Source organism: Streptomyces sp. R302 (assembly GCF_012927245.1).
Classification (GTDB): Bacteria; Actinomycetota; Actinomycetes; order Streptomycetales; family Streptomycetaceae; genus Streptomyces.
Genome location: NZ_JABBGE010000007.1, coordinates 153,303 through 179,529 on the forward strand (window position 1 = coordinate 153,303; position 26,227 = coordinate 179,529).

The following is a 26,227-nucleotide window of genomic DNA, read 5'->3' on the forward strand; positions in this document are numbered from 1 at the left end:
TGGCGTACTGGTTCACCTCCTCCACGTCCTTCGCCGGCATGGTCGCGCTCCGCTTCGGCCGCGTGGTCCCGGACTTCGCAGTCCCGGTCGTCCCCACGGAGACCGCCGCACGCCCCACCGAAGAGGCGCCCTGGCCCGATGAGCACCTCCCACCTCCCCCATGCCTTCCCCCCCTTCCCCTCCGTCGTTCTGGTCGTCTGTGCCCACAACTCCGGCCGGTCCCAGATGGCCGCCGCCTTCCTCGCCCACCTCGGCGAGGATCGGGGCGAAATCCGCTCGGCCGGACCCGCCCTGGCCGACACGGTGAACCCGGCCGTCGTCGAAGCCATGCGCGGGTCCGGCATCGGCATCTCAGCCGAGGCGGTACGGGCTCCGACGTCGTGATCACCATGGGGTGCGGCGATGCCTGCCCCTACTTCCCCGGCAAGCGGTACCTGGACCGGCAGCTCGACGACCCGGCGGGACGCGTCGTGCCCCTGCGGTCCGAGCACTCCGGGCAGGTGCGGTGCGCGTACGCCGGCGGCTCAGGGGCTCAGCACGTGACCCAGTAGCCCGGCGAGGTCTCCTTGATGGTGCTGGAGGCCAGGACGTTCCAGAGGCCGAGGTTCTGGTTCGAGCCGTTGGCGTAGGTGTAGCCGCCCGACTGGTGGGCTCGGCCGGCCTGGGTGTGGGCGTAGTTGCTGGCGGTCACGCAGAGCGCGGCGCCCGTGGTGGTGGCCGTGACGGGTGCGGCCTTGGCGCCGGGCGCTCCGGAGGCGTCGACGGCCGCGACCGTGTAACCGTACGCCGTACCGGCCGTCAGGCCGGAGTCGGTGTAGCCGGTGGACGTCACCGGGGCGGCGTTCACCTTCGTTCCGTCGCGGTAGACGTCGTACGACGCGGCGCCCTGGACCGCGCTCCAGGACAGCGTGGCGCTCGACGCCGTGGTGCCGGTGACGGCCAGTCCGGTCGGGGCGGGGAGACCGGGGGTGGGGGTGGGGGTGTCGGTGGTGCCCGCGCCGAGGGCCTTGGCCATGTTCATCACGGCCGTCATCTGCGGGCCGCTCTTCTGCGCGTAGTCGGCCGACTTGTAGCCCCACCAGTCCCAGCAGCCACGCGGGTTGCCGGTCATGGTGGTGGCCTGCGGGTAGAGGACGATCATGTCGTTGGTGTCGGCGTACTCGTTGAGGTAGGCCTTGTCCATGAGGGCGTTGCCGACCAGGCCGTAGTACTGGTAGCAGCCGTGGAGCGTGACCATCAGCCTGCACGAGGCCCCGTCCTGGCAGGACCGCGGTACGTAGGCGAAGCCCTCGGCGCCCATGCTGACGGCGCTCGGGCTGCCGCCGGGGGTGTACGCGCTCTGGTCGAAACGGACCAGCTTGCCCGTGGGCGCGGAGGAGGTCGCCGGGTTCACGCTTCCCAGCAGGTGCGTCAGCATGTCCTTCACCGGGTCGCCGCCGCAGTTGTTGACGTACGGCGAACTGGTGGACGTACACGCGTTGGGGCCGATGGGGCTCACCCAGGCGTGGCCCGATGCCGACGTGTTGTCGTAGATCACGTCGGCGCCGAAGTCGCGGTAGTACGTGGCGAGGTCGTCGTTCACGGGGGCCTTGACGGTGGTGTCGTTGGTGCCGTGGAACAGCCAGACCTTGTCGCCCGACAGGTTGGCGACCGGGTCGACCTTGCCCGCCGCGGCCCGGTCGCGGGTCAACTGCTCCAGCTGGGCGGGGGTCTTGCGGGCCATGAACGTGTCCATGCACGCGTACAAGGCCGTGTTGAGGTTGTTCTGCGCGCAGTCGTACGGGCCGGCCGAGAAGATGCCGGCCCCCGCGAAGACGTCCGAGTAGGCGACGTGCATCTGGTTGGCCATGAACCCACCGGAGGAGAGGCCGCTCACGTACGTCGCGCTGATGTCGTACTGCTGGAGGGTGCCGGGCGTCGGCGCCGGAACCGCGGCCGTCGCCCCATCGACCGCCGGGGCGGCGATGCCGATGGCCGCGAGAGCGGCGACGAGGAGCTTCCCGATACGACCGGCCCTGCCGGTGCCGGCCGTGCTGCCGGTCCTGCCGGTACTGCCTGTGCTGCCTGTGCTGCCGGTCCTGCCGGTACTGCCCGTGCTGCCGGTCCTGCCGGTCTTGCTTCCGATCATCCTTCTGATCTTCATGCGCATCTCCGGGTACAGGGTGGGGGTGAGATGCGGACATCCTGGTGAACGGCGGGGAACCCGGCCCACATGTGGTGCCGCCACTTCCGTGGGTGGGAATGTGGCGCGCCGTGCCATAGGAGCGACGGTTTCCGGCCTGCGTGGCCGGGGCGGGGCCCCTCCGACGTCACGGACGCCGGGGCTGCCGCTCCACCGCCACCCGCAACGGGGCCCTGAAGGACAGCAGGCCCAGCATGGGAGGTTCGACCTGGGGGTCCGCCGGCCGTACGGAGGGAAGGCGGCGGGCTGCCGCCCGCAGGGCCACCGCCGCCTCCGTGCGGGCGAGCGTGGCGCCCGGGCAGAGGTGACGTCCGGCGCCGAACGCCAGGTGGCGGCGGGCGTTCGCCCGTCCCGGGCACATGCGCTCCGGGTCCGGGAAGACGGCCGGATCGGAGCCGCTCCCCATGAGCATCAGCAGCACCTGCGCGCCCGCCGGCAGCTCCACGCCGCCCAGCCGGGTCGCTTCGGCGGTCACCCTGCGCCAGGTGGTCACGGGCGGCTCGCGGCGCAGTACCTCCTCCACCCACGCCTCGGCCAGGCCCGCCTCCTCGGCGGCACCCCGCCACACCCCCGGGTCGGCGAGCGCCCTACTGAGGACGGTGGCGATGAGCTGCCCGGTGGTGGACTGGCCGGCGACGAAGACGAAGAAGCAGGCGGCCACTGCGGTGGGGACGTCCAGGGGCGTGCCGTCGGGCAGCCGATGGTCGGCGAGGGCGCGGACGAACGAGCCGGGCGGCGCGTCGTCGTCGCGCACGGTCGCGGTGAGCCACTGGTGGAACTCCGCGACGAGCTCCGCCAGCTCCAGCTGACGGGCGAGCGAAGGGCGCCCCCAGAAAAGCTCCAGCGCGGCGTCGCTCCAGGCGATCAGCGTGGCGGGATCGACGCCGCGAATGCCGAGCAGCTCCATCAGCACCCGACAGGGAAGGATCTGAGCGAAGGGGATGAACAGGTCGATATCGCCGCCGGGTATCCGGTCGAGCAACTCGTCGGCGATACGCTCGATCATCGGTACGGCGGCGGTGACACTCCGCGCGTCGAAGAACCGCATGACGACCCGCCGCAGCCCCGCGTGGCTCGGGGTCCCGTTGTTGGCGAGCGCGGCCGGCAACGTGAACCCGGCCCGCACGAGGACCCGCATCACGGCGACGGGCAGCGGCGTGACCGCGTTCTGGGCGTTGTCCGGCAGGAACCGGTCCGTGTCGAGCAGGGCGCGCCGGATGTCCTGATGCCGACTGACCAGCCACAGCCCCGTACCGGGATCCTGATGCACGGGCGCCTCGGCCCGCAGCCGATCGAGCCACGGGTACGGATCACGGACGAAGGAGTCGCCGAACAGGTCCAGCAGCCCCAGCGACTCGGCCGCGTGGACGGCGTCGCCGGCCGGGCGGCCGTCCGACAGCACGGAACCGGACCTGACTACGTCGTCGACTTCGCGGGCATCCGCGACCGGGGAGATCACTGCCGGAAGCTAACACGTCCCGGCCGGCAGCCCCGCCGCATGTGTGCGGCATCACTCGCCGTGACGCGGCGGTCGCCGTCACCGCACGCTCCGGTGTGCCGCGGCCCGACGCCGGCACCACCTGTCGTGGCGTGGCGCGGTGTCAGTTCGTCTGTTCGGCCAGGGCGAGGATGATGCCTGAGGGGCCTCGGAGGTAGCAGAGGCGGTACACGTCTCGGTACTGCGCCACCTCGCCGATGAGCTCGGCGCCGTGGGCGCGGAGGCGGGCAAGGGTGTCGTCGATGTCGTCGACGGCGAACATGACCCGGTGCAGGGCCAGGGTGTTCGGCGGCGGGTTGGGTGAGCCGTCGACGATCGCCGCGGGGGTCCGGTACTGCGCGAGTTCCAGTTTGCCGTGGCCGTCCGGGGTCCGCAGCATCGCGATCTCGCTGCGGACTCCGTCGAGGCCGACGGCCTGGTCCGCGAAGAGGCCCTCGATCTGCGCCCTGCCGTCGAGCGTCATGCCCAGTTCGGTGAAGAAGGCGATGGCGGCCTCCAGGTCTTCGACGACGATGCCGACGTTGTCCATGCGGTGGAGTGTCACGACTGCTGTTCTCCCTCTGCCTCGCGAGGCCCCTCGGCTCTTCGGCTCTTCGGCCTCTCGGCCCTTCGGAGCTACCGGTATATCGGGGGCGCGGGGTGCGGGCTCCGTGCGACACCCGCAAGCCGGTCGCCTTTCGCCGACCTCCCGCCGGGCGGTCGGTCGGGGCGGCTTCAGCGGGCGGTCCTCTGGAAGGTCAGGAGGAGGTCCGCCGCGACGCTGACCGCGATCGTGGCGGGTTCCTTGCCGGTGATCTCGGGGAGGCCGATCGGGGTCTTGATCCGGTCGATGGTGGCGGGATCGTGGCCGCCCTCCTTGGCGAGGCGCTGCCGGAAGCGGGCCCATTTGGCGGCGGAGCCGATCAGGCCGATCGAACCGAGGCCGGGCGTGCGCAGCGCCGCGTCGCACAGGGCCGCGTCCTCGGCGTGGTCGTGCGTGGCGATGAGGACGTGGGTGCCGGGTGCGAGTTCGTCGAGGACCTCCTCGGGGAGGAGCGGGGTGTGGTGGACGTGGAGTCGGGCCACCGCGTCGTCGAGGACGGAGAGGCGTTCCGTGGTGAGCATGTCGGCGCGGCTGTCGATCAGGTGCAGGTCGAGGTCGTGCCGGGCCAGGATGCGGGCCAGTTCGAGGCCGACGTGCCCGACGCCGAAGACCGCCACCGCGGGCGGCACCGGCAAGGGTTCCAGGAACACCGAGACCGTGCCTCCGCAGCACTGGACTCCGTGGCGCCCGGTCACCTTGTCGTTCAGGGCGAACTCCATCAGCTCCGGCTCCGCCTCCGCCTCGGGCGTGTCGATCAGCTCCCGGGCCCGGTCGATGGCGACGGCCTCGATGTTGCCGCCGCCGATCGAGCCCCACACGTCCGTCCGTCCCACGACGAGTTTCGCGCCGGGCTTGCGGGGTGCGTGACCGCGCACGGTCGCGACGGTCACGAGTACGCCGGCCTCCCGGCGTCCCCGCAACCGCGCGACCGCGGCGACCCAGGTCATGTCAGGCATGGCTCGGAACGTTCGATTCCGTCATATCGGCTGTTTTCGCCTCTTCCGTCGCTGCCGTCGCTGCCGTCGCTGCCGTCGCTTCCTTCGCTTCCTTCGCGCCCTTCGCTGCAGTCCGGGTCCCGCCACCCCGCGCCGACTCGATCGCCCAGTACACCGCCTCCGGGGTCGCCGGGCTGGCGAGCTCGACGCTGACTCCGGCCGGGCCGAACGCCGCCGCGGCCTGCCGCAGCGCCTCGCGCACCGAGAAGGCGAGCATGAGCGGAGGCTCGCCGACGGCCTTGGAGCCGTACACGGCGCCCTCCTCCGTGGCATTCTCCATCAGCCTGACGTGGAACTCCTCCGGCATCTCCGAGAAGCTGGGCAGCTTGTACGTGCTCGCCGCCTGGGTCAGCAGCCGGCCGCGGTGCGGGCCGTCGCCGGTGTCCCAGCGGAGGTCCTCCAGGGTCAGCCAGCCCGCGCCCTGCACGAAGCCGCCCTCGACCTGGCCGATGTCGATCATCGGGGAGAGGCTGTCGCCGACGTCGTGGACGATGTCGACGCGCCGGATGCGGTACGCGCCGGTGAAGCCGTCCACCTCCACCTCGGTCGCGGCGGCGCCGTGCGCGAAGTACTTGAACGGGGAGCCTCGGAAGGACGCCGCGTCCCAGTGCAGGCCCTCGGTCCGGTAGTAGCCGGCCGCCAAGAGCTGCACGCGCTGGAAGTACGCGGTGCGCACCAGGTCGTCCCAGGCGAGCTCCTCGTCGCTGCCGAGGGCGCGGGCGACGCCGTCGACGACGCGTACGTCGGAGGCGTTGACGCCCAGCCGGGTGGCGGCCACCCGGAGGAGGCGCTCGCGCAGCTGCTCGCAGGCGTTCTTGATCGCCCCGCCGTTGAGGTCGGTGCCCGCGCTGGCCGCGGTCGCCGAGGTGTTGGGCACCTTGTCGGTACGCGTCGGGGCCAGCCGCACCCGGTGCAGCGGGATGCCGAGCGTGGTCGCGGCCACCTGCATCATCTTGGTGTGCAGCCCCTGGCCCATCTCGGTGCCGCCGTGGTTGATCAGGACGGAGCCGTCCTTGTAGATCAGCACCAGCGCGCCGCCCTGGTTGAAGGCGGTGAGGTTGAAGGAGATGCCGAACTTGATGCCGGTGACCGCGAGCGCCCGCTTGGTGTGCGGGTGCGTGGCGTTGAAGGCGTCGACGGCGCGTCTGCGGTCGGCGAGGCCGGCGTCGTCCTGGACCTGCCGCCAGACGTCGGTGATCCGCTCGGCCTGGGTGACCGGCTGGCCGTACGGCGTCGTCTGCCCCTGCCCCGGCCGGTAGAAGTTGCGTTCCCGCAGCGCCATCGGGTCGAGGCCGAGGAGCGGGGCGCAGCGGCCCAGGATGTCCTCGATCACCAGCATGCCCTGGGGGCCGCCGAAGCCCCGGAAGGCGGTGTTCGAGACGGTGTTGGTCCTGGCGACGCGGCCGGCGACGCGCGCGTTCGGGATCCAGTAGGTGTTGTCGATGTGGCAGAGGGCGCGGGCGAGCACCGGCTCGGAGAGGTCGAGGCTCCAGCCGCCGTCCGCGACCAGGGTGGCGTCGAGGGCCTGGATGCGGCCGTCGGCGTCGAAGCCGATCCTCCAGGTGGCGTGGAAGCCGTGCCGCTTGCCGGACATGGTGAGGTCCTGGGTGCGGTTGAGCCGGAAGCGTACGGGTCGGCCGGTCAGCTTGGCGCCGAGCGCGGCGACGGCGGCGAAGCCGTGCGGCTGCATCTCCTTGCCGCCGAAGCCGCCGCCCATGCGCAGGCACTGCACGGTGACCTCGTGGGCGGGTACGCCGAGCACGTGCGCGACGATCTCCTGCGTCTCCGAGGGGTGTTGGGTGCTGCTCTGGACGAACACCTGCTCGTTCTCGTCGATGAGGGCCAGGGCCGCGTGGGTCTCCAGGTAGAAGTGTTCCTGCCCGGAGAAGCGGAACTCGCCGCTGAACACGTGCGCGGAGTCCGCGAAGCCGGCGTCGATGTCGCCGGTCTCCATCAGCGGCCGGGCGCCGTGGTAGCTGCCGGCCGCGATCGCCTCCTCCAGGGTGACGAGGGCGGGCTTCTCGTCGAGTTCCACCTCGACGGCCGCGGCGCCGAGCCGGGCGGCCTCCAAGGTCTCGCCGAGCACCCAGGCCACGGCGTGGCCGTGGAACATGACCTCGTCGGGGAAGAGCGGCTCGTCGTGCTTCATGCCGGCGTCGTTGACGCCGGGGACGTCGGCGCCTGTCAGGACGCGGACCACTCCGGGCACGGCGAGCGCGGGTTCGGTGCGCAGGGCGGTGACCCGGCCGTGGGCCTTCATGACCTGGACGGGGTGGGCGTGCAGGACGTCCTTGGTGCGGTGCACCAGGTCGTCGGTGTAGAGCGCCGCGCCGGTGACGTGCAGCTGGGCGCTCTCGTGCGGCATGGAGACGCCGACGACGGCCTTCTCGGGGCGCTCGGAGAGATGACTCATGACGACACCGCCTCGGTGGTGGTCTGGGCGTGCAGCTTCAGCAGGCTCTGGCCGAGCATCGCGGAGCGGTAGAGGGCGCTGGCGCGGTGGTCGTCCATCGGGGTGCCCTCGCCGCGCAGTTCGCACGCGGCGGCCTCGACGGTCTCCGCCGTCCACGGCCTGCCTTCGAGGGCCGCCTCGGTCGCGAGGGCGCGGATGGGGGTGGCGGCGACGCCGCCGAGCCCGATCCGCGCCTTCCGGATGGTGCCTTCCTCGGCGTCGATGTCGAGCGCGAAGGCGACGGCGACGCTGGAGATGTCGTCGAAACGGCGCTTGGCGATCTTGTGGAAGGCCGTGACGGGTGCCTGCGGCAGCGGGACGCGTACGGCGCGGATCAGCTCGTCGGGGCGGCGGATGCTCCGCCGGTAGCCGGTGAAGTACTCCGCCAGCGGGACCACGCGCTCCCCGTCGGCGTCGGCGAGCACCAGGGACGCGTCGAGGGCGAGCAGCACCGGCGGGCTGTCGCCGATGGGCGAACCGGTGCCGAGGTTGCCGCCGAGGGTGGCGCTGTTGCGGATCAGGCGGGAGGCGAACTGTGGGAACAGCTCGGCGAGGAGCGGTACTTCGCCGTCCAGCCGGCGTTCGATCTCGGTGAGGGTCAGGGCGGCGCCGATCTCGATGTGGTCGGACTCGCGGCGCAGCTCGCGCAGTTCGGGGAGCCGGTCGACGGCGACGACGCAACTCTCGCGTCGGGAGCGGATGTTCACCTCGACTCCGTGGTCGGTGCCGCCGGAGACGACCACCGCCTCGGGCCGTTCGCGCAGCACGCGGAGCGCCTCGGCGAGGCTGCCCGGCCGTAGGAACGTACGGCCGTCCCGGGTGTAGTGGGTCGCGGCCGGCTCCGGCGGCGCCTGGTCGCGGCGCCGCGCCAGCGGGTCGTCCGCGGCGGGGTCGCCGACGGCGAACGCGGCGTCCCGGATCGGCCGGTAGCCGGTGCAGCGGCAGAGGTTGCCGCTCAACGCGTGCAGGTCGAAGCCGTTGGGGCCGTGCTCGTGGTGGTGGGCGGCGTCAGGGGCGTCGGTGGCGGCGCGGGTGGCGTCGGCGTCGGTGGCCCCCGTGTCCGTGTCCGTGTCCGTGTCCGGGGCGCCGTGGGGTGCGCGGCGGTCGGGCCGGTAGTACTCCGACGCCATGCTGCAGATGAATCCCGGGGTGCAGTAGCCGCACTGGGAGCCGCCGCGCACGGCCATCTCCTCCTGCACGGGGTGCAGGGTGGGGGGCGTGCCGGGCGCGCCGGGGGTGGCGAGGCCTTCGGCGGTGACGATCTCCTGGCCGTCGAGGGCCGCCACCGGCACCAGGCAGGCGTTGACCGCGACCCAGTCGGTGGGCTTGTGCACGCCGGGCCGGGCCACCAGCACCGAGCAGGCACCGCACTCCCCCTCGGCGCAGCCTTCCTTGGTACCGGTGAGGCCGCGCTCGCGCAGGAAGTCCAGCACGGTGGTGTGGGCCGCCGCCGGAGCGATCGGCGCCTCCTGCCCGTTCACGGTGATCCGCGCCTCGGTCACGACCGTCCCTCGCTTCGGCTCGGGGTCGTACAAACGGAATGGAGACTGTTCGCCATGTCGGCCTTCTGTGTCGGTGCGTGGTGGGAGAACCGGCCCGGGCGCGCGCGTCGGACGTCCACACGACGGCGCACGGCAGGGGTCGGCATGTACGAGAAAAGTACGAGGAAAGAGCGAGAGCGGCGGTGCCACGGCAGGGCCCGCCGGAAGAGCGGCCGCTTCAGCAGCCGTGTGCTACGCGACCCGGAACCCAGGCAGCCCGGTGAGCGAGGCGATTCAGGTCGGAGAAGATCGACATCCGCCCTCGCCTCCTTTCCGTACCCGCGAGTCGGTGCGCATGAAACTAGGGCCCTGCGGGTTGATCGGTCAAGGGCGGGAGCCGGCGGCAAGGGACCGACGGCATCGCGGACGGGGTTCAGAGCGGGAGCACGGGGCGCGTGGAGGAGTCCTCGTGGAGCCCTTCCCCTTCGGCGCCGTACACGAACTCGGCCGTGGAGGGGTTGCGATGGGCCGTGGCCAGGGGCAGCCATCCCAGGAGGTGGCCGTAGCCGCCGCACACCGACTCGCCGCCGTCTCCGCCGTGCACCGCGGTGACGTCGCTGCTCAGTTCCGTACGGTAGGTGTCGTAGGCGATGTGCAGGCCGAAGGCGTTCGGCCGGTGCTGCGGGCCGTCCGCGGCGCCGTAGGGGCCGCGGTCGAGCGGGCAGTCGTCGCCCCATCGGAACAGGGTCGTGGCGCCGGCCCCACAGGCGTGCTCCCATTCGTCCGGACTCGGCATGCGCAGGCCACGCGCCGCGAGCGCGGCGGGCATGTCGGCGGGCGGCTCGGTCAGGTCCTCGTCCTCGACGGCCATGAGTACGGTGGCCAGGACGACGCTCCGCCGCGGGCTGAGGACCCGCGCGAGATGGGCCCGCAGGTCGGGGCCGTCCCCGAAGCCCTGTTCCAGGCTCGCCGCGTAGTCGGCGGTCTGCTCGGGTGCCGGCCGCCAGGCGTCGAGGTCGAAGCCGAGCGTCACCCGGCCACCCGGTATCAGCGCGAACGCCTGCGCCTCCCGCTCGATCCGTACCCGGTGCAACGGCGCGCCGAGGTGTTCGACGGTCTCGACGCCGGTCACGCGCCCGCCCACCAGCTCCGCGGCTTCACGGGCGAGGTGACGGGCCGTGGACAGGTCGAGGGACCGCCACTGGGTGAGGCTGAGCTGGGCGAGTGACATGTGCGGGAGTGTCACACGGGCCTCTGACACGAACGGTTCGCGGTCACGCCGGTCCGCCCCTCCGGTCAGGTCTCTCTAGCGCGCGGACCCGGGTCCCACGACGGAGAGGAGGTCCACGACGAAGACGAGGGTCGACCCCGCGGGGATCAGCGGCGTGGGCGACTGCTTGCCGTAGCCGAGCCGCGGCGGGACGACGATCTCGCGCCGGCCGCCCACCTTCATGCCCCTCACGCCCCGGTCCCAGCCCTTGATGACCCGGCCGCCTCCCAGGGCGAACTTGAACGGCTCGCCCCGGTCCCAGGAGGCGTCGAACTCCTTCCCGGTCTCGAACGTCACCCCGACGTAGTGGACCCGGACGACCGTGCCCGGCTTCGCCTCCGGGCCGTCGCCGACGACGAGGTCGCGCACGGTCAGCTCGGTGGGAGCGTCCCCCTCGGGAACCTCGACCTCGGGCTTCGCCGGTCCACTCATCGCAGCCTCTGCACTCTCTCCGCCGGACGCGCGGCGGCCGATCGTCGTCGTTGTCGTCACGGCCACCGTACGTGCGGCGCCGCGCCTCGTCGCGCCGTCCGCGACGCCGACACCCCTCGCGCACCGGCGGGCCGACCGGTGACGTACGATCCGCCCGCCGTCGTACGCACACACCTCGGGGGTCCCGTGCCTCCCGCTCCTGCGGCGCGCCCTCCGCCCGGACGGGCACCTGAATGAATGAACGGATGAAGAGACGGATGACGGGGAGCTTTTGATGAATGCGCGCATCGAGGATGCGGACCACGTCCTGGTGGCACCCTCCTCCCTCTCCCACGAGCACGACGTGATCGGGGAATTCTTCGGGACCGTCATCACGCCGGAGGCGCTGGCTTCCGGTGCGCACGACCTCGCCGGCAGGACCGTGTACCTGTGCGGGGACGTCTCCGGCATCGATGACGACCATCTGCGCACGGCTGCGCGGGTGTTCGTCGTCCGGGAGCTTTCGCACGGGCACCGCGAGGACGTTCACCCGTCTCGTACCCTCGTCGATCTCGGCCGGGTGCCGCTCCGCGTCCACGGCGTCGGTGTGTACTACCGCCGCTTCTTCGACCCCGGCGCCGATCACTTCGGACGGATCCGTGCCGAGCACGTCTTCCAGTCGCTGACGGAATCCACCAAGCCCGGAACGGCTCATCGCAGCGGGATCTATCTGACGCCCGTCACGCGGGTCGGTGATGACCTGCACTTCCGTCTGCTCCGGTGCTCGACGAACCTGTCGGGCCCGACCGAAGGTTTCCGGCCGACCGACACGCTCATCGTCGATGCCCTGAATGAGGAGGCGGCCACCGTCTTCCGGGATCAGGCGCCGCTCAATCACGTCCTCGCCCAGATCTACCACAACACCCTTGCCACGGCGGAGCGCAAGCAGTCGAAGGCGAAGATCTCGGCCCACGCCGACAAGACCAAGGACATGCCCGCCGACGGCATCATGGCCTTCTGCACCTTCTACGACGGGCTGGACGAACTGCGGCCCCTGCGCGAAGACGCCTTCGACCGTGGTGTGAAGGGCGTCAGCGGGCTGACCCGACTTCACTTCCGGCTCAAGGAGCCGTCGGCTCGACTCGACGGGGCGGCGCTGCCGACGCAGTTCACCATCACCCTCTATCCGGGCTCGGTGTTCTTCATGCCGCTCTCCACCAACCGCCTGTACACGCACGAGATCCGCCCGTCGGCGCTGGACGCGGCGCTGCTCCCGACCCGCCTGGGATACGTGGTGCGCTGCTCCGGCACGGAAGCCGTACACAAGGACGGCCGGACGTTCCTCCAAGTGGCCGGGGATCTCGTGCCGTTGGAACCGCCCACGGAGGACGGCATGGAGAAGCTCCGCACTCTGTACGCCGAGGAGAACAGGACCTCGGCCTTCATCGACTACGGTCACGATTTCCTGTTCAGCATGAACACGGGAGACTACGTTGCCCCCCGAGCCTGAGATCCCGGACGAGATCACCGTCCGTACCCTGCGGTTCGAGGAGAACCCCTTCGCGGAGCTTTCCGTCTCCGCCCACCTCGAAGACCTCGGAAAGGGCCGGCGCGGCGCGACGCTCGCCAAGGTCGACGAGACGGGCGGCGTGCCTCTCGTCCGCACCACCACGCGATACGACCGTCCGACGCAGCGATTCCACGTGGTGCACGAGCGCCTTGCACAGCGGGTCCAAGCGTGCGCGGGGATTCCGATCGGCTTCGACAACGCGCTCATCGAGATCTACACGGACGCGTATCGAAAGATGGGAAGCCACTCCGACCAGGCCCTGGATCTCGCGGACGCGTCGTCCATCGCCGTCTTCTCCTGCTACCGGACTCCCGAATCGACCCCGCCGAGAAAACTGATCGTCGAGTCGAAGGAGGACAGCGGCGAGACGTACGAGATCGCCCTCACCCACAACAGTGTCGTCGCGTTCTCCGTCGCGTCGAATCGCCGCTTCAGACACCGGATCGTCCTCGACACTCCACCCGGGACGGCGACCGCCGCCCAGCCCGATGGCAATCCTTGGCTGGGTGTCACGTTCCGGACGTCCAAGACGATCGTCCATTTCCGCGACGGTCATCCGTACCTCCCCCAGGGCGCCCGCCTCACCTCCGCCGACGACGAACAGCGGCGCGAGTTCTACGGACTGCGACGCCGCGAGAACGAAGAGACCGCCTTCACCTACCCCGCGCTGACGTACACCGTCAGCGAGAGCGACCTGATACCGCCCGCGCCCGCCCCCGGCTCGTGAGCGATGACGGGACGTCGGCCGTGTGCTCACCGCGCGGCCGTGGAGCGCTCCGCGTCTTCGTGTCGAGGGTGCTCGTCCGCGGTGGCCAGCCAGAAGAAGACCGGGGGGAGGGCGAGTTCGATGACTGTCAGGGCGATCTGGAAGCCGTGGGGCCAGCCGTGCATGGCGAGGGAGAGCAGGCGGCCGGCGCCGCCGAGGAGGAAGACCGCGGCCAGAAGCCGTACCGCCTGGGCGGGGATGGGGCGTCGGCGGGCGGCCCAGAGCCAGGCGAGGCCGTAGCCGACGAAGGCGGCGCCCATGAAGCGGCCCCAGCTGTCGACCGTCGCGCCGGCCGAAGCCGCGCCGGGGAGCGCCGCGTTGCCGAGGAGCACGTGGTACAGACCGATCGCGACGCAAGACCAGCCCATCAGTCGTGTGAGTGTGCGCAGAGTCCTGGCCATGTTCCCTCCGAGCCGTGGCGGTGGAGTTAAGTAGACGTGTGTCTCGTAGCGTGGGCCCCTGGTGGACACATGTCAACTAGGCTTCGGCTCATGCCTCCCCGCCGACGCCTCGATCCCGCCGACCGCCGCGCCCAGCTCCTCGCCGTCGGTGCGCGGCTCTTCGCGGCCCGCCCGTACGACGACGTCCTGATGGAGGAGGTCGCGGAGGAGGCCGGGGTCTCCCGGGCCCTGCTCTACCGCCACTTCCCCAGCAAGCACGCCCTCTTCGCCGCCGTGTACCAGCAGGCGGCGGACCGGCTGCTCGCCGAGACGCGCTTCGACCCCGCCGACTCCCTGGTGGAGCAGCTCGTCCAGGGCATGGACGTCCACATCGACTACTTCGTGGCGAACCGCAACGCCGTCCTCGCCGCGAACCGGGTCCTCGCCGGCGATCCCGTCATCCAGACGATCATGACGAACGAGCTGGACGCCCTGCGCGCGCGGCTGCTGGCAGGTCTCCCGGTGACGGACGCGCGCACCCGCGAGGCGGTGTCCGGCGTCCTGAAGAGCTGGCTGGTCTTCGTGCAGGTGCTCTGCGTCGACTGGCTCGCCCACGAGACGTGCACCCGCACCCGGTTGCGGGACGTCTGCATCGGCGCGGTGGTGGGCGCGCTCCGGCCGCTCCTCGCGGAGGACCCCGCGCCCGACTGGCCGTCCGGGCGGCCTGGAGGGGGCGCGTAGGGCCCGCCGGTGCGGGGCCCGCACCCCCACTTGAGCTGGGCAAACGATTCCGCAGCACCCGTCCGGGTGACATCGGGAATGGCTCGCCGTCGCGAGGGGCAGCGCTCGCAGTGCCACCTCCGCTTCTCCGCGGAACCCGACCGTAAACAAGGAAACCCACCCCATGCGTCTTCGCTCCGCCCTGGCTTCCGCCGCCGGCGCCGCCCTCCTCCTGATCACCGTCCCCGGTTCGGCCTCCGCCGCCGAGGGGCAGTTCCGCTACACGTACCGGACGGCCGACGGGTACGAGGCGGTCGGCTTCCTGAACAACCCCGAGAGCGGCACCTGCATCGACATCCAGGGGCCGGGCTCGGAGCCCGGCTCGGCCGCCTACGCGCCGAAGAACCGCACCGACGCGACGGCGGTGGTCTTCCTGAAGGCGAACTGCGAGGGCGAGGCGTTCTACATCCTGCGCCCGGGCGGCGGCGCCTCGGAGCGCCTGCTCGTGCGGTCGGTCGCCTTCTCCTGACCCACGGCGACGCCAGGGGACCCGGGTCCTCGGGGTCCGGGTCAGCCCAGGGCGGCGACGAGCAGTGCGAAGGCGGCGACGATGACCTCGACGCGGACGTAGTCACCCGGGCCTGTTCACCGAGGTGTTCTGGGCGCCCCTGCACGGCCTCGTGGCGGACCGGCTCACCTCGCTCTGACGACGGAGGGGCGGCGAGGCGGAGGGGGGCGGAGCGAGGCCCCTGCGCCCTCACTTCGGCACTCAGCCGAGGAAGTGGCGCACGTCGGCGGCCAGGGAAGCCATCTGCTCACCGGCCTCCAGCCAGGTGGTCACCGACGCGGCCCAGCCACCGACGGCCGTCGGCCACGGCCTGAGCGTCCAGGTCAACCCGATGCGCCCGCGGGACCGGAACGCCGCCGACACGGCGAGATCCCGGTCGTCGGTCCGCCAGTTCCGCTCGCCGTCCCAACCCCGGTAGTCGGCGGCGAGCGCGTCCAGGAAGGGCGCGAGATCGCCGTCCCGCCTCCAGGAGACGACCTCGTCGGCCCGGGCGGTCAGCCCCGGGGCCCGCAGCTCGACCGCGTAGTGCACCGAGTCCGCGTCGAAGCCGAACCGGTCGCAGAGCCGCACGCTCACGGACGCGTTCTCCTGACAGCGGATCAGGACGCCGGGTCTGTCGTCGAGGTCCTCTTCTGCAGCGATCACGGACGGAACGTCAGCCCGCGGCCTCGGGGCGGACCACGTGTTTCAGGAGTGACCGCCACAGGCGGGAGCGGCCGGGGCGGTCGAGGGCTTCGTGGGCGGCCAGGAGGCCGCCGGTGGCCGCGCCGAGGAAGCCGCCGGCCAGGACGTCCTGGCCGGAGAGGTACAGGCCGTCGAACTCGGTGCGGGGGCGCAGGCGGTCCGCGAGGCCGGGGCGGGTGCCGTCGCCGAACGCGGCGACGTCCTTGGCGAGGCCGTAGAGGCTGCCGCCCGGCCAGCGGGTGAAGTGCTCGGCCGTCAGCGGGGTGCCGAGTTCGTGGTACGCCACCCGGCCCCTGGTGCGGGGCAGGTGGAGGTACAGCCGGTCGAGGAGCCGTCCGGTGAGTTCGGCCTTCAGGGCGAGGTAGGCGGGATCGCGGTCGTGCCAGTGCGAGCCGTGGAAGGGGGCGAACAGGTCCGGGTCGACGTACGCGAGGATCTCGCCCGTGGACCGGCCGGGGTACCGCGCGGTCCAGGTCGGGTCCTTGGCGGAGGAGAAGGAGAGGAAGAGGCCGCTGGTGTGCCCGCCCGTGCCGTCGAAGAAGGCGTCGCAGTCGCCGTCGGTGACCATCAGGTTGTGTCGGGGCAGGCCCAGTTCCTCCGGGTCTCCGTCGAGGCCGAGGAAGAGGAGCACGAAGGGGAACCCCTCACGCAGGCCGCGCACGGGGTCGGCCCGCACCGGGGCGGTCGGCGCGTCGGAGGCGGACCGGCTCGGCAGCAGGGTGCGGTACGTGTGGTGGGCGCCCACCGCGCTCACCACGACCGGGGCACGTACCCGGGTGCCGTCCGCAAGGACCACGCCCGTCGCCCGGGTCCCGTCCAGCTCGATCCGTTCGACCGGCGTGCGGACGTAGACCTCTCCCCCGGCGGCGCGGATGGGGTCGACCATCGCCCGGGCGATCGCGGCGCTGCCGCCCACCGGGTACCAGGCACCGGTCCTGAAGTGCTCGAACAGCACCGCGACGAGGAAGAACGGCAGCTTGGAGGAGGAGTCGGCGAGGAGAAGGACGGAGGGGGTGAGCACCGCCTGGCGGAGCCGCTCGTCGCGGACGAGGCCCGCGACCACCTCCCGAGCCGGTCGCAGCGCCTCGGGCGGGACGGCCGCCGGCCGCAACAGACCCGCCAGGCGGCGGGCCACCGGGCCCGAGAGGCGGCCGAGCGCGAGCACGGGAAGCGTCGCCCGGCAGCGGGCGACGAGCTTGAACAGTGCCTCGATCCCCGCCCGTTCGGCCGGGAAGCGCTCGATCAGACCGGCCTGGTAGGCGGCGAATCCGACGGGCGCCCGGTGCACCTCGCCGCCCAGCCGGTACTCGTCGTACGGGTCTCCCAGCGGCGCCCACCGCAGCGCGCCGCCCGTCAGGTAGTCGGACACCACCCGGACCGGCTCGCGCGGCGCGAGCTGCCCGACGTAGTGGATGCCGACGTCCCACTCCCAGCCGCGTCGCCGGTAGGCGTGGGTGTAGCCGCCGGCGGTGTAGTGCTGCTCGAAGACCGCGACCCTGCGCCCCTGCCGGGCGAGGCAGACGGCTGTCGTCAGGCCGCCGACCCCTGAGCCGATGACGACCGCGTCGTACGCGTCCCCCACCTCGCCCGGCGCGGGCGCCCGCCCCACCAGCACGCCGCGCGTCGCCTCCGCCCCTTCGGGCCGCCGGTTCCGGTCGCGGGGACGCCGGGGGACACGAGGGGTCGGCATCTGCGGTGCTCCAGGAGGTGGGGAGGGGGACGGGGGCACCTGGTGGAACGTTCCAGTGGGGGTGGGGTTGCGGTGGAGGCCGTGAACTCACCTGGACGGAGGGAGCCGGATGGGGAGTCGGGGTGCCACGGCCTCCCCTGCGTCCCGGGGTCCCGGGCGGTCAATTCAGGCGGGGTGGGGTCCAGGCGTGGTGGCGCAGGATCATGCGCGTCGCGGTGCGGGAGGGGGTGAGGCGCATCGCGGTGTTGCGCAGGGTGACGGCCAGGGGGTGGGAGAGCTGCTGGCCCATGCGCCCGGCTTGGCGGGCGGCCCGCGCGACCGCCTGGCTGCGGGGTCGCCGCTCGGCGTCGTAACGGGTGAGCGCGGCTTCGGTGGTGGGCGCGGTGGCGAGCGCGGCGGCCAGGGTGACCGCGTCCTCCAGTGCCTGGCAGGCGCCTTGCCCGAGGTTGGGGGTCATCGCGTGGGCCGCGTCGCCGAGCAGGGCGATGCGGCCGACCGCGTACGAGGGGAGCGGCGTGCGGAGTTCGCCGATGTCGTGGTGGAGCACGGCGTCGGGCCGGGTCGCGTCGAGCAGCGCGGGGATCGGGTCGTGCCAGTCGTGGAACCGTCGGCGCAGTTCGGCCAGGGGGTCGGGGAACCGTGTGCCGGCGGGAAGGCTGAGGACGGCGTGCCATTCGGCCCGTCCGTCGTGGAGGGCGATGTGGCCGAATTCGGCTCCCTGCCCCCAGGTCAGTTCGAAGTCGGTGCGGAGGTCGACCGGTTGGGCGGTGAGGGCGCGGAGCACGGTCGAACCGCTGTGGACCGGTCCCGGATGGGCCGGGAAGAGCCCGCCGCGGATCTTGCTGCCGATGCCGTCGGCGGCCACCACCAGGTCCGCGTCGAGGACCTCCCCGCGACCGCCTTCGACGCGGACCGTGCCGGAGGTGGTCTGCCGGACGGAGCCGGCGTCGAAGCCGATCAGCAGGGATTCGGGGGGCAGGGCCTCGCGCAGCAGCCGGTGGAGGGTGGCGCGCGGGATGCCCACGATCGGCGTACCGACCGCCTTCTCCAGGAGCGTGCCGTCCATCCGGGTCAGCCAACCGCCCGCCGGCGTTCGGGTGCCGCCGCTGTACTGGCCCCGCGACGCGCTCCGGACGGCCTCGCCGACGCCGAGTTCGTCCAGTGCCCGGAGGCCGTTGGCGGCCAGGGAGATGCCGGCGCCCGCGCCCTGGAGCACCGGGGCGCGCTCGACGACTCGTACCTCCCATCCGATGCGGCGCAGGCCGATCGCGGCGGCGAGCCCGCCGATGCCGCCTCCGACCACCACTGCCGTTCCGACCACCATGCCGCCTCCCCTGCTTTCTACACCTGTAGAAAGTCGACTGTACCGATTCTCCCGCCGGGCTTCTACGGGTGTAGAAAGACGGCATGACTTCGGACCGGCGCACCCTCCTCGCGGACGCGGCACTCGACGTACTCGCCGACGAGGGGATCCGCGGCCTCACCCATCGGGCGGTCGACCGTCGGGCAGCACTGCCGTCCGGCACCACGTCGGCGTACTTCCGCACCCGCGCGGCCCTGTTCACCGCCCTCGTCACCCGGCTCGTCCGGCTCGACCAGGAGGAGCTGCGGACGACGGCCGAAGGGCTGCCGCCCCTGCGCACCGCCGAGGAACTGGTGGACGGCATGGTGGCGCTCACCCGGCAGCGGCTCGTCGGCGAGGGCCGCCGCCGGTCGCTCGCCCGCTACGCCTGCGCCGTCGAGAGCGTCCGCGTCCCGGAGCTGCGCGAGATCCTCGTCCCCCGGGAGAACGCCGGCCGCCAGGCCGTCCGGCAGTTTCTCGCCGACCAGGGCGTGAAGGATGCCGAGACCCGCACGCACACCCTGCTGACCTGCGTCGACGGCATGGTCTTCGACCGGCTGGTGAACGGCGGCGAAGTCCCGCGCGAGGCCCTCGAAGGCCTCGTCGCCGCCGCACTCCGCTAGGCACGCGTGCGTACGAGCGGCGATGGGCGGCCGCGGCGTACGTACGGTCACCTGCCGGCCGACCGAGGCCCCGGCCGCGGCCGAGGGTCTGCTGGCGTTCCCGCCCCGGGCCCTGTCCCCGAGGATCAGGATTCGGACCGGATCAGAAGGGACGCGAGCGTGCGGCTACGCTGCGGCGGCCGGCCTGTCGAGCCGGTATCCAGCCCTTCTCGGCTTCCTGGAGGACACCCATGTTCACGGTCAACGAGTACTTCGACGGGACGGTCAAGTCCATCGCCTTCACGGGCGCCGAGGGGCCCGCGACGGTCGGCGTCATGGCCCCCGGCGACTACGAGTTCGGCACCGGCAAGCGGGAGATCATGCACGTGGTCAGCGGCGGCCTGACCGTGAAGCTGCCCGGCTCCGACGACTGGCGGACCTTCGACGCCGGCGAGAAGTTCGACGTCCCCGCCGACAGCACGTTCCGGCTCAAGGTCGCCGAGGAGACCGCCTACCTCTGCGAGTACCGCGACTAGGTACGGTCCGGCGGAGAGCGCTCGTGCACAGCGCACTGACAGAGCGTGCGCGGTGCCTGTACGGCGACGAGTACGCCCCCGCGCCTGAGTGCGCGACCACCGGGAGTTCCTCTTCGTCGAACGGTCGGCCTTCGCCGACGCGGACGCCCTCCACGCGATGATGCGTGAGCTCTGCCCCCGTCGTCGACGGCCGCCTACCGACTGCTGCTCCTCCGGCGGCCGGACGGGCCGGCGCTGCTGCGGGCGGTCGCGCTCGGAGCCGTAGAGGTGGCGTCGGCGAGGTGTCGACGCGCGGCGGCACGGGTGGTGCGGGCGTCGGTACCCGCTCTGCCGCCGGTGCCGTGGAATGCTTCCGTTCCGGATGGTGGGCCGGTTCGACGAAGGGGTACGCCGGGGATGACCGAGGTCGAGGAGTACTTCGACGGACTGGACGCGGCCTCGCGGGACGCCTTCCGGCGGATCCGGGCGATCGCGCTGCGGGTCGCGCCGGAGGCGGAGGACGGACGGAGCTACGGCATGGCGGCCCTGCGGCACGGCGGCAAACCGCTCCTCGGGTTCCGGGCCGCCAAGGACCACCTGAGCGTCTTCCCGTTCAGCCCGGAGGCGGTCGACGCGGTGCGGGAACGGCTGGCCGGCTTCGACCTGTCGAAGGGAACCGTCCGCTTCACCGCCGACCACCCGCTCCCCGACGACGTCGTCGCCGACCTCGTCCGCCACCGCCTGGCCGAGATCACGGGATGAACCGCACCCCGCACCCGCACCCCCGCCCGCTCACGAGCCCGGGGCGAGGCCGGCGGAGGGATCGCCGGCCTCGCCCGGGTGAGGTCGTACGGGGCCTCAGGCCGTGTGCAGGCGCAGGCCGTAGCGGTTGAGGATCTCGTTGACCGGCTGGAACCACGTCTCGCCGCCGGAGGAGCAGTTGCCCCAGCCGCCGGAGGTGACGCCCTGGGCCTGGTCGCCGCTCAGGAACGAGCCGCCGGAGTCGCCGCCCTCGGCGCAGACGCTGGTCTTGGTCATCTGGTACACCGCGCCCTGGCTGTAGTTGACCGTCTGGTTCTTGGCCAGGACGGTGCCGCAGTGCCAGCGCGTGGTCGAGCCCGAGCGGCAGATCGACGCGCCGACCGGGGCCTCGGCGGAGCCGCGTACGAGCTGGTCGGGGACGGTGCCCCAGCCGAGGACGACGGGTACCGTCCACCAGCCGCTGTGGATCGAGACGTACGCGTAGTCGTCGCCGGGGAACGACGAGCCCTGGAACGTGCCCATGGCGGAGCCGTCCCAGCCGCGCACGGCCGCGCCGGCCCGCCCGCAGTGACCGGCCGTCACGAAGCCCCCGTGCACGGAGAAGCCGATCGAGCAGCGGACGTTGCCGGTGTAGTACGGGTCGCCGCCCACGGTGCCCGCCGCGTAGGTGCGGGGCGCCTCGGCCGTCTCGGCGACGGTCACGAGGCCGTCGGCGCGGGCTCGGTCGAGGAAGGCCCGTACGGCGGGGGTGTGGCGCTCGGCGCGTACGACGTCGACCACGACGCTGTTGGCCCTCGGGTCGACGTGCCAGCCGGCCACTCCGGCGGGGGCCCGGAGGCCGTCGAGGCGCGCCTTGGCCCGGTCCAGCGCGGTGGCGCTGTGCCGGACGAGGCGGGTGTCGGCGCCCAGGGCCCGTACGTCGCGTTCCTTGGCGCGGTCGGTGACGGCGACGACGAGCCGGCCGGCCGCGGGGTCGAACCAGGAGCCGCCGTAGGCGGCGCCCGCGCGCTGCCGGGCGGTCCTCTCCACCTCGGTGGCCGCCTTCTCGGCGCGCAGCCGTTCCTCGGCCTGCGCCGCGGTGAGCCCGAGGTCCTGCCGCATGGCGTCGAGGAGTCCGGCGGACGCCGACGGCGGCGCGGCGGGCTCCGGGAGCGGGGCGGCGGTCGCCGAGGACGCGCCGAGACCGACCGTCAGGAGCAGGGCGCAGACGGCGGCGCCCAGAGAGGTGAAGGGGAGCAGGGTGGTGCGTTTCACGGAACCTCCTGGTGTGGGGGAAGCCAAACGCTGAGAGCGCTCTCAGAGCGCTCTCCGGCTACGGTAGCGGGCTTCATTTGTCAGGTCCATACCAGGTGCGTCCCGGGCCGGGACAGTCGGTGGAGGCGGAGGGCCAGGTGGAGTTCCAGGGCGCTGCCGGGGGTGTTCCAGTCGGGGCCGAGGAGTTGGGCGACGCGGTCGAGGCGCTGCACGACCGTGTTGACGTGGACGTGGAGGGCGTCCTTGGCGCGGGCGAGGCTCGCGCCCTGGTCGTAGTACGCGTACAGGGTGCGGACCAGTTCGGTGCCGCGTTCGGCGTCGTAGGCGAGGACGGGGCCGAGGACGCGGTCGACGTACGCCGTGATGTCGGCGCGGTCGCCGAGCAGGACGCCGACGAAGCCGAGGGCGGCGACGTCGGCGCCCTCCCCGGTGCGGCCCAGGGCGTGGAGCGCGGTGAGGCAGCGGACGGCCTCGGCGTGGAGGGCGGCGTGGCGGTCGGGGCCGGTGCCGGGGCCCGCCGTGCCCACGGTGACGGGTGCGCCGACGGCCCGGGCCAGGCCCGCCGCGAGCGCGTCGGCGAGGGCGCCGGCCTCGTCGCCCGGCACGAGCAGGACGGTACGGCCCCGGCGGCTGCCCGCCAGGCCGCCGAGCCCGCGCGCCACGCGGCCGGCCTCCGCGGCGAGCCGGGAACGCAGCGCGGGTTCGCAGTCGACGACCGCGACGGCGTGGGGGCGGGCGAGGTCCACGCCGAGGCGCCGGGCGCGCAGCGCGAGGCTGCCCGGGTCCCAGTGGGCCGAGGAGGCGGGGCCCGCGAGCAGGTCGTCGAGGAGTTCGCCGCGCACCCGGTCCTCGGTCTCGGCGACCGAGCGGCGGACCAGCAGCAGCATCGCCGTGACCAGCGCCGACCGTTCGAACAGGCGCCGGTCCGCCTCGGAGAGGTCGCCGCGGCCGGTCAGCACGATGCTGCCGAGCGGTTCGGCGCCGGCGAGCACGGCGCAGGTCCAGACGCCGTCCGCGCGTACCGCCCTGCCCTCGGTGCGCGAGGCCGCCAGGCTCGCGGCGGCGGGCGTCACCGGCCCGGTGCCGATCCGGGCGAGTTCGCTGCCGTCGGTGTCGTGGACGGCCACTCCCCCACCGAGCAGCACCGCGATCTCGGCGGCGACCTCGTCGGTGCCGGCACCGCGCAACACCAGCTTGGAGAGCCGGTCGTGGGCGTCGGACGCCAGGTGGAGGGCCTCGCTGTGGGCGCGGGCGGTCGCGTTGGCGGCTTCGAGTCGGGCGAGGGCGGTGCGGGTCTCGTCCAGGCGGCGGGCGCTGTCGATGGCGACGGCCGCGTGGTCGGCGAGCGAGGCGAGGAGGGCGATGGCCTCGGGGGTGAACTCGCGCGGGGAGCGGTCGGCCGCGAAGAGGACCCCGATGATCTCCTCGCCCAGCCGGAGCGGGACGCCGAGGATGCCGCGGAGCCCTTCCTCGGCGACGCCGTCGTCAATGGTCCCGGTGTGCCGGTAGCGGTGGTCGGTGCGGTAGTCCGTGCTCGCGTACGGGCGGGCGGTCTGCGCGACCAGTCCGCCCAGGCCCTCGCCCATGCCGAGCCGCAACTGCTGGAAGGCGGCCGACACGGATCCTTCGGTGACCCGCATGAACGTGTCGTGGGCGGCCGGGTCGTTCAGCGTCAGATACGCAACGTCCGAGCCGAGCAGCGTACGGGCCCGCCGGACGATGGCCCGCAGCACCGCGTCGAGGTCCCGCAGGCCCGCCAGGTCGCCCGCCGTGTCGTACAGGGCGACCAACTCCGCCTCCCTGCGCCGGAACTGGTCGAGCACCCGCCGCACCGCCAGTGCGGCCCCGGCGGTCTCCTCGATCCACGCCACGTCCCCCGGGGCGGCCCCGGCGGCCCGGGCCCTGGCGGCCTGCGCGGCGAGCTCCTCGCCGGGCGCACCGGCCGCAAGGAGGTCGAGGAGGCGGCGCGCGGCCGCCTCGGTGGGGGACGCCGTACGGGGCTCGGTTCGTCGGCCGGCGGTCATGGGGCCTCCTCGCGACCGGGTGGCTGGGTGGGTGGGTGAGTGGGTGGGTGAGTGGGTGTGTGTACGGGCAGACCTGGCCGCCGTCATCAGCCGGTGATGACGGCGGCCGGAGGGGGGGAGCTCTACGACCGGTCGCCGACCGCGGCGGCGGTGGTGGTCGCGGGGGCCGCCGTGGTCCGTTCGTCCTTGTGGTTGCGGGTGAGGTCACGGCCGAGTGTCTCGCGGGTGACGGCGACGGTGAGGGTGGTGATCACGGCGGCCGCGCAGAGGTAGACGCTGATGGGTGTGGAGCTGCCGTAGTCCTTGAGGAGTTCGACCGCGATGATGGGGGCGAGGGCGCCGGCGAGGATCGACGCCAGCTGGGAGCCCATGGAGGCACCGGAGTAACGGACCTTGGTGTCGAACATCTCCGAGATGAAGGCGGCCTGCGGCCCGTACATCGCGCCGTGCAGCAGCAGACCGGCCGTGACGGCCAGGGTGATCACGACGAACGACTTCGAGTCGACGAGCCCGAAGAAGACGAACGCCCACACCGCCATGCCCGCCGAGCCGATCAGCGTCACCGGGCGCCGGCCGATGCGGTCGGAGAGCGCGCCCCACAGCGGGATGGTGACGAAGTGGACGGCCGAGCCGATCAGGACGGCGTTCAGGGCGGTGCTCTTCGGCAGCTCCAGGTGGACGGTGACGTACACGAGGAGGAAGGAGGTGAGGATGTAGTACGAGATGTTCTCGCCGAAGCGGGTGCCGATCGCCGACAGGACCTCGCGCCAGCTGCGCCGGAAGACCTCGACGACCGGCGCCTCCTCCTTCGCGCCGGCCGCGGCCGCCGCCTCCGCCTTGGCCTGCGCCTCCAGGAACACCGGGGACTCGGAGACCGAGACGCGGATCCACAGACCGATCATGACGAGCAGTCCGGAGAGCAGGAACGGGATGCGCCAGCCCCAGGACTGGAAGGCGGCGTCCGACTGGACGGCGGCCAGCAGGGACAGGACGCCGGTGGCGAGGAGGTTGCCGCCGGGGGCGCCGGCCTGGGGCCAGGACGCCCAGAATCCGCGGTGCTTGTCGCCGCCGTGCTCGGAGACGATCAGGACCGCCCCGCCCCACTCGCCGCCGAGGGCGAAGCCCTGGACGAGCCTCAGCACCGTCAGGAGGACCGGCGCCCACACGCCGATCGTCTCGTACGTGGGCAGCAGGCCCATCGCGAACGTCGCGCCGCCCATCATGAGCAGGCTGAGCACCAGCAGCTTCTTGCGGCCGATCTTGTCGCCGAAGTGGCCGAAGACGATCCCGCCGAGCGGGCGGGCGGCGAAGCCGATGGCGTACGTGATGAAGGCGATCAGGGTGCCCACGAGCGGGTCGGCGCTGGGGAAGAACAGCGTGTTGAAGACGAGCGCGGCGGCCGAGCCGTAGAGGAAGAAGTCGTACCACTCGATGGTGGTACCGATCAGGCTCGCGGCGACGATACGGCCGATGCGGCCTCTCGGCTGGGTGGTGGCGTCAGACATGGGTTCACCGGTTTCACGTACGGATGGGGGACGGGGGTGGAGCGTTGGAGGGGAGCGGGGGTGGAACGGGGGGTGTTGGGGGGTGTTGGGGGGGTGTTGAGGGGCTGTCAGCCGGCCGTCCAGCCGCCGTCGAGCGGCAGGGAGGTTCCGGTGAGGTAGCCGGAGTGGGGGCCGCAGAGCCAGAGGACCGCGGCGGCGACCTCCTCCGTCTCCAGGAGGCGCTTCACGGGTGAGCGGGCCAGCATCACGTCGGCCAGCACGTCGCCCTCGCTGATGCCGTGCGCGGCGGCCTGGTCGCGGACCTGGCCCTCGACCAGCGGGGTGCGGACGTAGCCGGGGTTCACGCAGTTGCTGGTGACCCCGTGCGGGGCGCCTTCGATGGCGGCGACCTTGCTGAGGCCTTCCAGGGCGTGCTTGGCGGCGACGTAGGCGGCCTTGTACGCGCTGGCGCGCAGCCCGTGGACGCTGGAGACGTTGACGATCCGGCCCCAGCCGCGGGCGTACATGTGCGGCAGCGTCCTGCGCATCAGCAGGAACGGGGCGGTGACCATCACCTTCTGGATCAGCTCGAACCGTTCCGGCGGGAACTCCGTGAGCGGGGCGACGTGCTGGAGCCCGGCGTTGTTGACGAGGATGTCGACCTCGGCGGGCAGGAGGTCGACGGCGCCCGCGTCGGCGAGATCGGCGACCTGCGCCCGGCCCCCGGCGAGCTCGGCGACGGCCTTCGCCGAGTCGGCGTCCCGGTCGACCACGTGGACGAAGGCCCCCGCCTGCGCCAGGGCGAGGGCGCAGGCCCGGCCGATGCCGCTGCCGCCGCCGGTCACCAGCGCGGTGCGCCCGCTCAGGTCGAGCGCGCCGGCGGGTGACGGCAGCCGGTCCGGGGTGGGAAATGTGTTCGTCATGGCCCGAAACAGTAGGGAGGGCTCTCGGGTCGGCCCATGTGCGAGTCACCCATAGTGCAGAGCGATTCCAT

The 26,227-nt window shown here is 72.6% G+C and carries 23 protein-coding genes and 1 pseudogene; 8 read left to right on the forward strand and 16 right to left on the reverse strand.

Translation table 11 applies throughout. The features are described 5' to 3' along the window. Positions 1-138: 138 nt before the first annotated feature. Positions 139-551, forward strand: a pseudogene (locus HHL19_RS22440) (phosphotyrosine protein phosphatase). On the opposite strand, the gene HHL19_RS22445 reads toward HHL19_RS22440, so the two are convergent. The 8 genes from HHL19_RS22445 to HHL19_RS22480 all read right to left on the reverse strand — a co-directional run bounded on the left by HHL19_RS22445 (position 533) and on the right by HHL19_RS22480 (position 10,893). Then, positions 533-2,128: a PHB depolymerase family esterase gene (locus HHL19_RS22445; RefSeq protein ID WP_169092103.1), complete on the reverse strand. Its 1,596-nt coding sequence runs from the start codon at positions 2,126-2,128 to the stop codon at positions 533-535. The pseudogene HHL19_RS22440 and the gene HHL19_RS22445 overlap by 19 nt on opposite strands. Positions 2,129-2,309: 181 nt before the next feature. Next, the gene (locus HHL19_RS22450; protein WP_346768375.1) at positions 2,310-3,641 is read right to left on the reverse strand and encodes a cytochrome P450; all 1,332 of its coding nucleotides are present in this window, start codon (positions 3,639-3,641) and stop codon (positions 2,310-2,312) included. A gap of 142 nt (positions 3,642-3,783) precedes the next feature. Continuing rightward, a complete protein-coding gene (locus HHL19_RS22455; RefSeq protein WP_169092104.1) occupies positions 3,784-4,224 on the reverse strand; it encodes a VOC family protein in 441 nt (146 codons plus the stop codon). 170 nt (positions 4,225-4,394) lie between these two features. Beyond that, positions 4,395-5,210 (reverse strand): xanthine dehydrogenase accessory protein XdhC, encoded by an 816-nt coding sequence (gene xdhC / locus HHL19_RS22460; RefSeq protein WP_206325129.1) that lies wholly within the window; start codon positions 5,208-5,210, stop codon positions 4,395-4,397. Position 5,211: 1 nt separating this feature from the next. Beyond that, positions 5,212-7,671: a xanthine dehydrogenase molybdopterin binding subunit gene (gene xdhB / locus HHL19_RS22465; RefSeq protein WP_169092106.1), complete on the reverse strand. Its 2,460-nt coding sequence runs from the start codon at positions 7,669-7,671 to the stop codon at positions 5,212-5,214. After that, positions 7,668-9,212, reverse strand: a complete 1,545-nt coding sequence (locus tag HHL19_RS22470; protein WP_169092107.1) for an FAD binding domain-containing protein — start codon at positions 9,210-9,212, stop codon at positions 7,668-7,670. Before HHL19_RS22470 ends, xdhB begins: the two co-directional genes overlap by 4 nt. A 412-nt stretch (positions 9,213-9,624) precedes the next feature. Beyond that, the gene (locus tag HHL19_RS22475; protein ID WP_169092108.1) at positions 9,625-10,422 is read right to left on the reverse strand and encodes a hypothetical protein; all 798 of its coding nucleotides are present in this window, start codon (positions 10,420-10,422) and stop codon (positions 9,625-9,627) included. 75 nt (positions 10,423-10,497) lie between these two features. Beyond that, on the reverse strand, positions 10,498-10,893 hold the full coding sequence (locus HHL19_RS22480) for an FKBP-type peptidyl-prolyl cis-trans isomerase (RefSeq protein ID WP_169092109.1): 396 nt from the start codon (positions 10,891-10,893) through the stop codon (positions 10,498-10,500). Positions 10,894-11,167: 274 nt separating this feature from the next. On the opposite strand from HHL19_RS22480, the gene HHL19_RS22485 reads away from it, so the two are divergent. Beyond that, a complete protein-coding gene (locus tag HHL19_RS22485) occupies positions 11,168-12,382 on the forward strand; it encodes a hypothetical protein (RefSeq protein WP_169092110.1) in 1,215 nt (404 codons plus the stop codon). Beyond that, positions 12,366-13,169, forward strand: a complete 804-nt coding sequence (locus HHL19_RS22490) for an alpha-ketoglutarate-dependent dioxygenase AlkB (protein ID WP_206325093.1) — start codon at positions 12,366-12,368, stop codon at positions 13,167-13,169. Before HHL19_RS22485 ends, HHL19_RS22490 begins: the two co-directional genes overlap by 17 nt. Positions 13,170-13,195: 26 nt before the next feature. Here the strand turns inward: HHL19_RS22490 and HHL19_RS22495 are convergent, their stop codons facing one another. Continuing rightward, on the reverse strand, positions 13,196-13,609 hold the full coding sequence (locus HHL19_RS22495) for a DUF4345 domain-containing protein (RefSeq protein ID WP_169092111.1): 414 nt from the start codon (positions 13,607-13,609) through the stop codon (positions 13,196-13,198). 90 nt (positions 13,610-13,699) lie between these two features. Between HHL19_RS22495 and HHL19_RS22500 the strand changes: the two genes are divergently transcribed. Both HHL19_RS22500 and HHL19_RS22505 read left to right on the forward strand, forming a co-directional pair. Continuing rightward, the gene (locus HHL19_RS22500) at positions 13,700-14,329 is read left to right on the forward strand and encodes a TetR/AcrR family transcriptional regulator (protein ID WP_169092112.1); all 630 of its coding nucleotides are present in this window, start codon (positions 13,700-13,702) and stop codon (positions 14,327-14,329) included. A 163-nt stretch (positions 14,330-14,492) separates the two neighbouring features. Beyond that, positions 14,493-14,837: a hypothetical protein gene (locus HHL19_RS22505; protein ID WP_169092113.1), complete on the forward strand. Its 345-nt coding sequence runs from the start codon at positions 14,493-14,495 to the stop codon at positions 14,835-14,837. 240 nt (positions 14,838-15,077) lie between these two features. On the opposite strand, the gene HHL19_RS22510 is transcribed toward HHL19_RS22505, so the two are convergent. The 3 genes from HHL19_RS22510 to HHL19_RS22520 form a co-directional block, all read right to left on the reverse strand. After that, a complete protein-coding gene (locus tag HHL19_RS22510) occupies positions 15,078-15,521 on the reverse strand; it encodes a DUF6228 family protein (protein WP_169092114.1) in 444 nt (147 codons plus the stop codon). Positions 15,522-15,531: 10 nt separating this feature from the next. Beyond that, positions 15,532-17,250, reverse strand: coding sequence for an NAD(P)/FAD-dependent oxidoreductase (locus HHL19_RS22515; RefSeq protein WP_169092115.1), 1,719 nt, complete (start codon positions 17,248-17,250; stop codon positions 15,532-15,534). 160 nt (positions 17,251-17,410) lie between these two features. Then, on the reverse strand, positions 17,411-18,571 hold the full coding sequence (locus HHL19_RS22520) for an FAD-dependent monooxygenase (protein WP_169092409.1): 1,161 nt from the start codon (positions 18,569-18,571) through the stop codon (positions 17,411-17,413). Between the two features lie 86 nt (positions 18,572-18,657). Between HHL19_RS22520 and HHL19_RS22525 the strand changes: the two genes are divergently transcribed. The 3 genes from HHL19_RS22525 to HHL19_RS22535 all read left to right on the forward strand — a co-directional run bounded on the left by HHL19_RS22525 (position 18,658) and on the right by HHL19_RS22535 (position 20,471). Beyond that, the gene (locus HHL19_RS22525) at positions 18,658-19,215 is read left to right on the forward strand and encodes a TetR family transcriptional regulator C-terminal domain-containing protein (RefSeq protein WP_169092116.1); all 558 of its coding nucleotides are present in this window, start codon (positions 18,658-18,660) and stop codon (positions 19,213-19,215) included. Positions 19,216-19,445: 230 nt separating this feature from the next. Continuing rightward, complete coding sequence (locus tag HHL19_RS22530) at positions 19,446-19,730, forward strand: pyrimidine/purine nucleoside phosphorylase (protein ID WP_169092117.1); 285 nt, start codon at positions 19,446-19,448, stop codon at positions 19,728-19,730. A 396-nt stretch (positions 19,731-20,126) separates the two neighbouring features. Continuing rightward, positions 20,127-20,471 carry a DUF1801 domain-containing protein gene (locus HHL19_RS22535; protein WP_169092118.1) on the forward strand — a complete coding sequence of 115 codons (345 nt, stop codon included), beginning with the start codon at positions 20,127-20,129 and terminating at the stop codon, positions 20,469-20,471. 96 nt (positions 20,472-20,567) lie between these two features. Here HHL19_RS22535 and HHL19_RS22540 read toward each other — a convergent pair whose 3' ends face one another. The 4 genes from HHL19_RS22540 to HHL19_RS22555 form a co-directional block, all read right to left on the reverse strand. Further along, positions 20,568-21,671: a S1 family peptidase gene (locus tag HHL19_RS22540; RefSeq protein WP_240981833.1), complete on the reverse strand. Its 1,104-nt coding sequence runs from the start codon at positions 21,669-21,671 to the stop codon at positions 20,568-20,570. Positions 21,672-21,805: 134 nt separating this feature from the next. Next, entirely contained in the window at positions 21,806-23,749 is a 1,944-nt protein-coding gene (locus HHL19_RS22545; protein WP_169092120.1) for a GAF domain-containing protein, read from the reverse strand. Positions 23,750-23,871: 122 nt separating this feature from the next. Beyond that, positions 23,872-25,254, reverse strand: a complete 1,383-nt coding sequence (locus HHL19_RS22550; protein ID WP_169092121.1) for an MFS transporter — start codon at positions 25,252-25,254, stop codon at positions 23,872-23,874. A 107-nt stretch (positions 25,255-25,361) separates the two neighbouring features. Next, positions 25,362-26,156: a 3-hydroxybutyrate dehydrogenase gene (locus HHL19_RS22555; RefSeq protein ID WP_169092122.1), complete on the reverse strand. Its 795-nt coding sequence runs from the start codon at positions 26,154-26,156 to the stop codon at positions 25,362-25,364. Between the last annotated feature and the right edge of the window lie 71 nt (positions 26,157-26,227).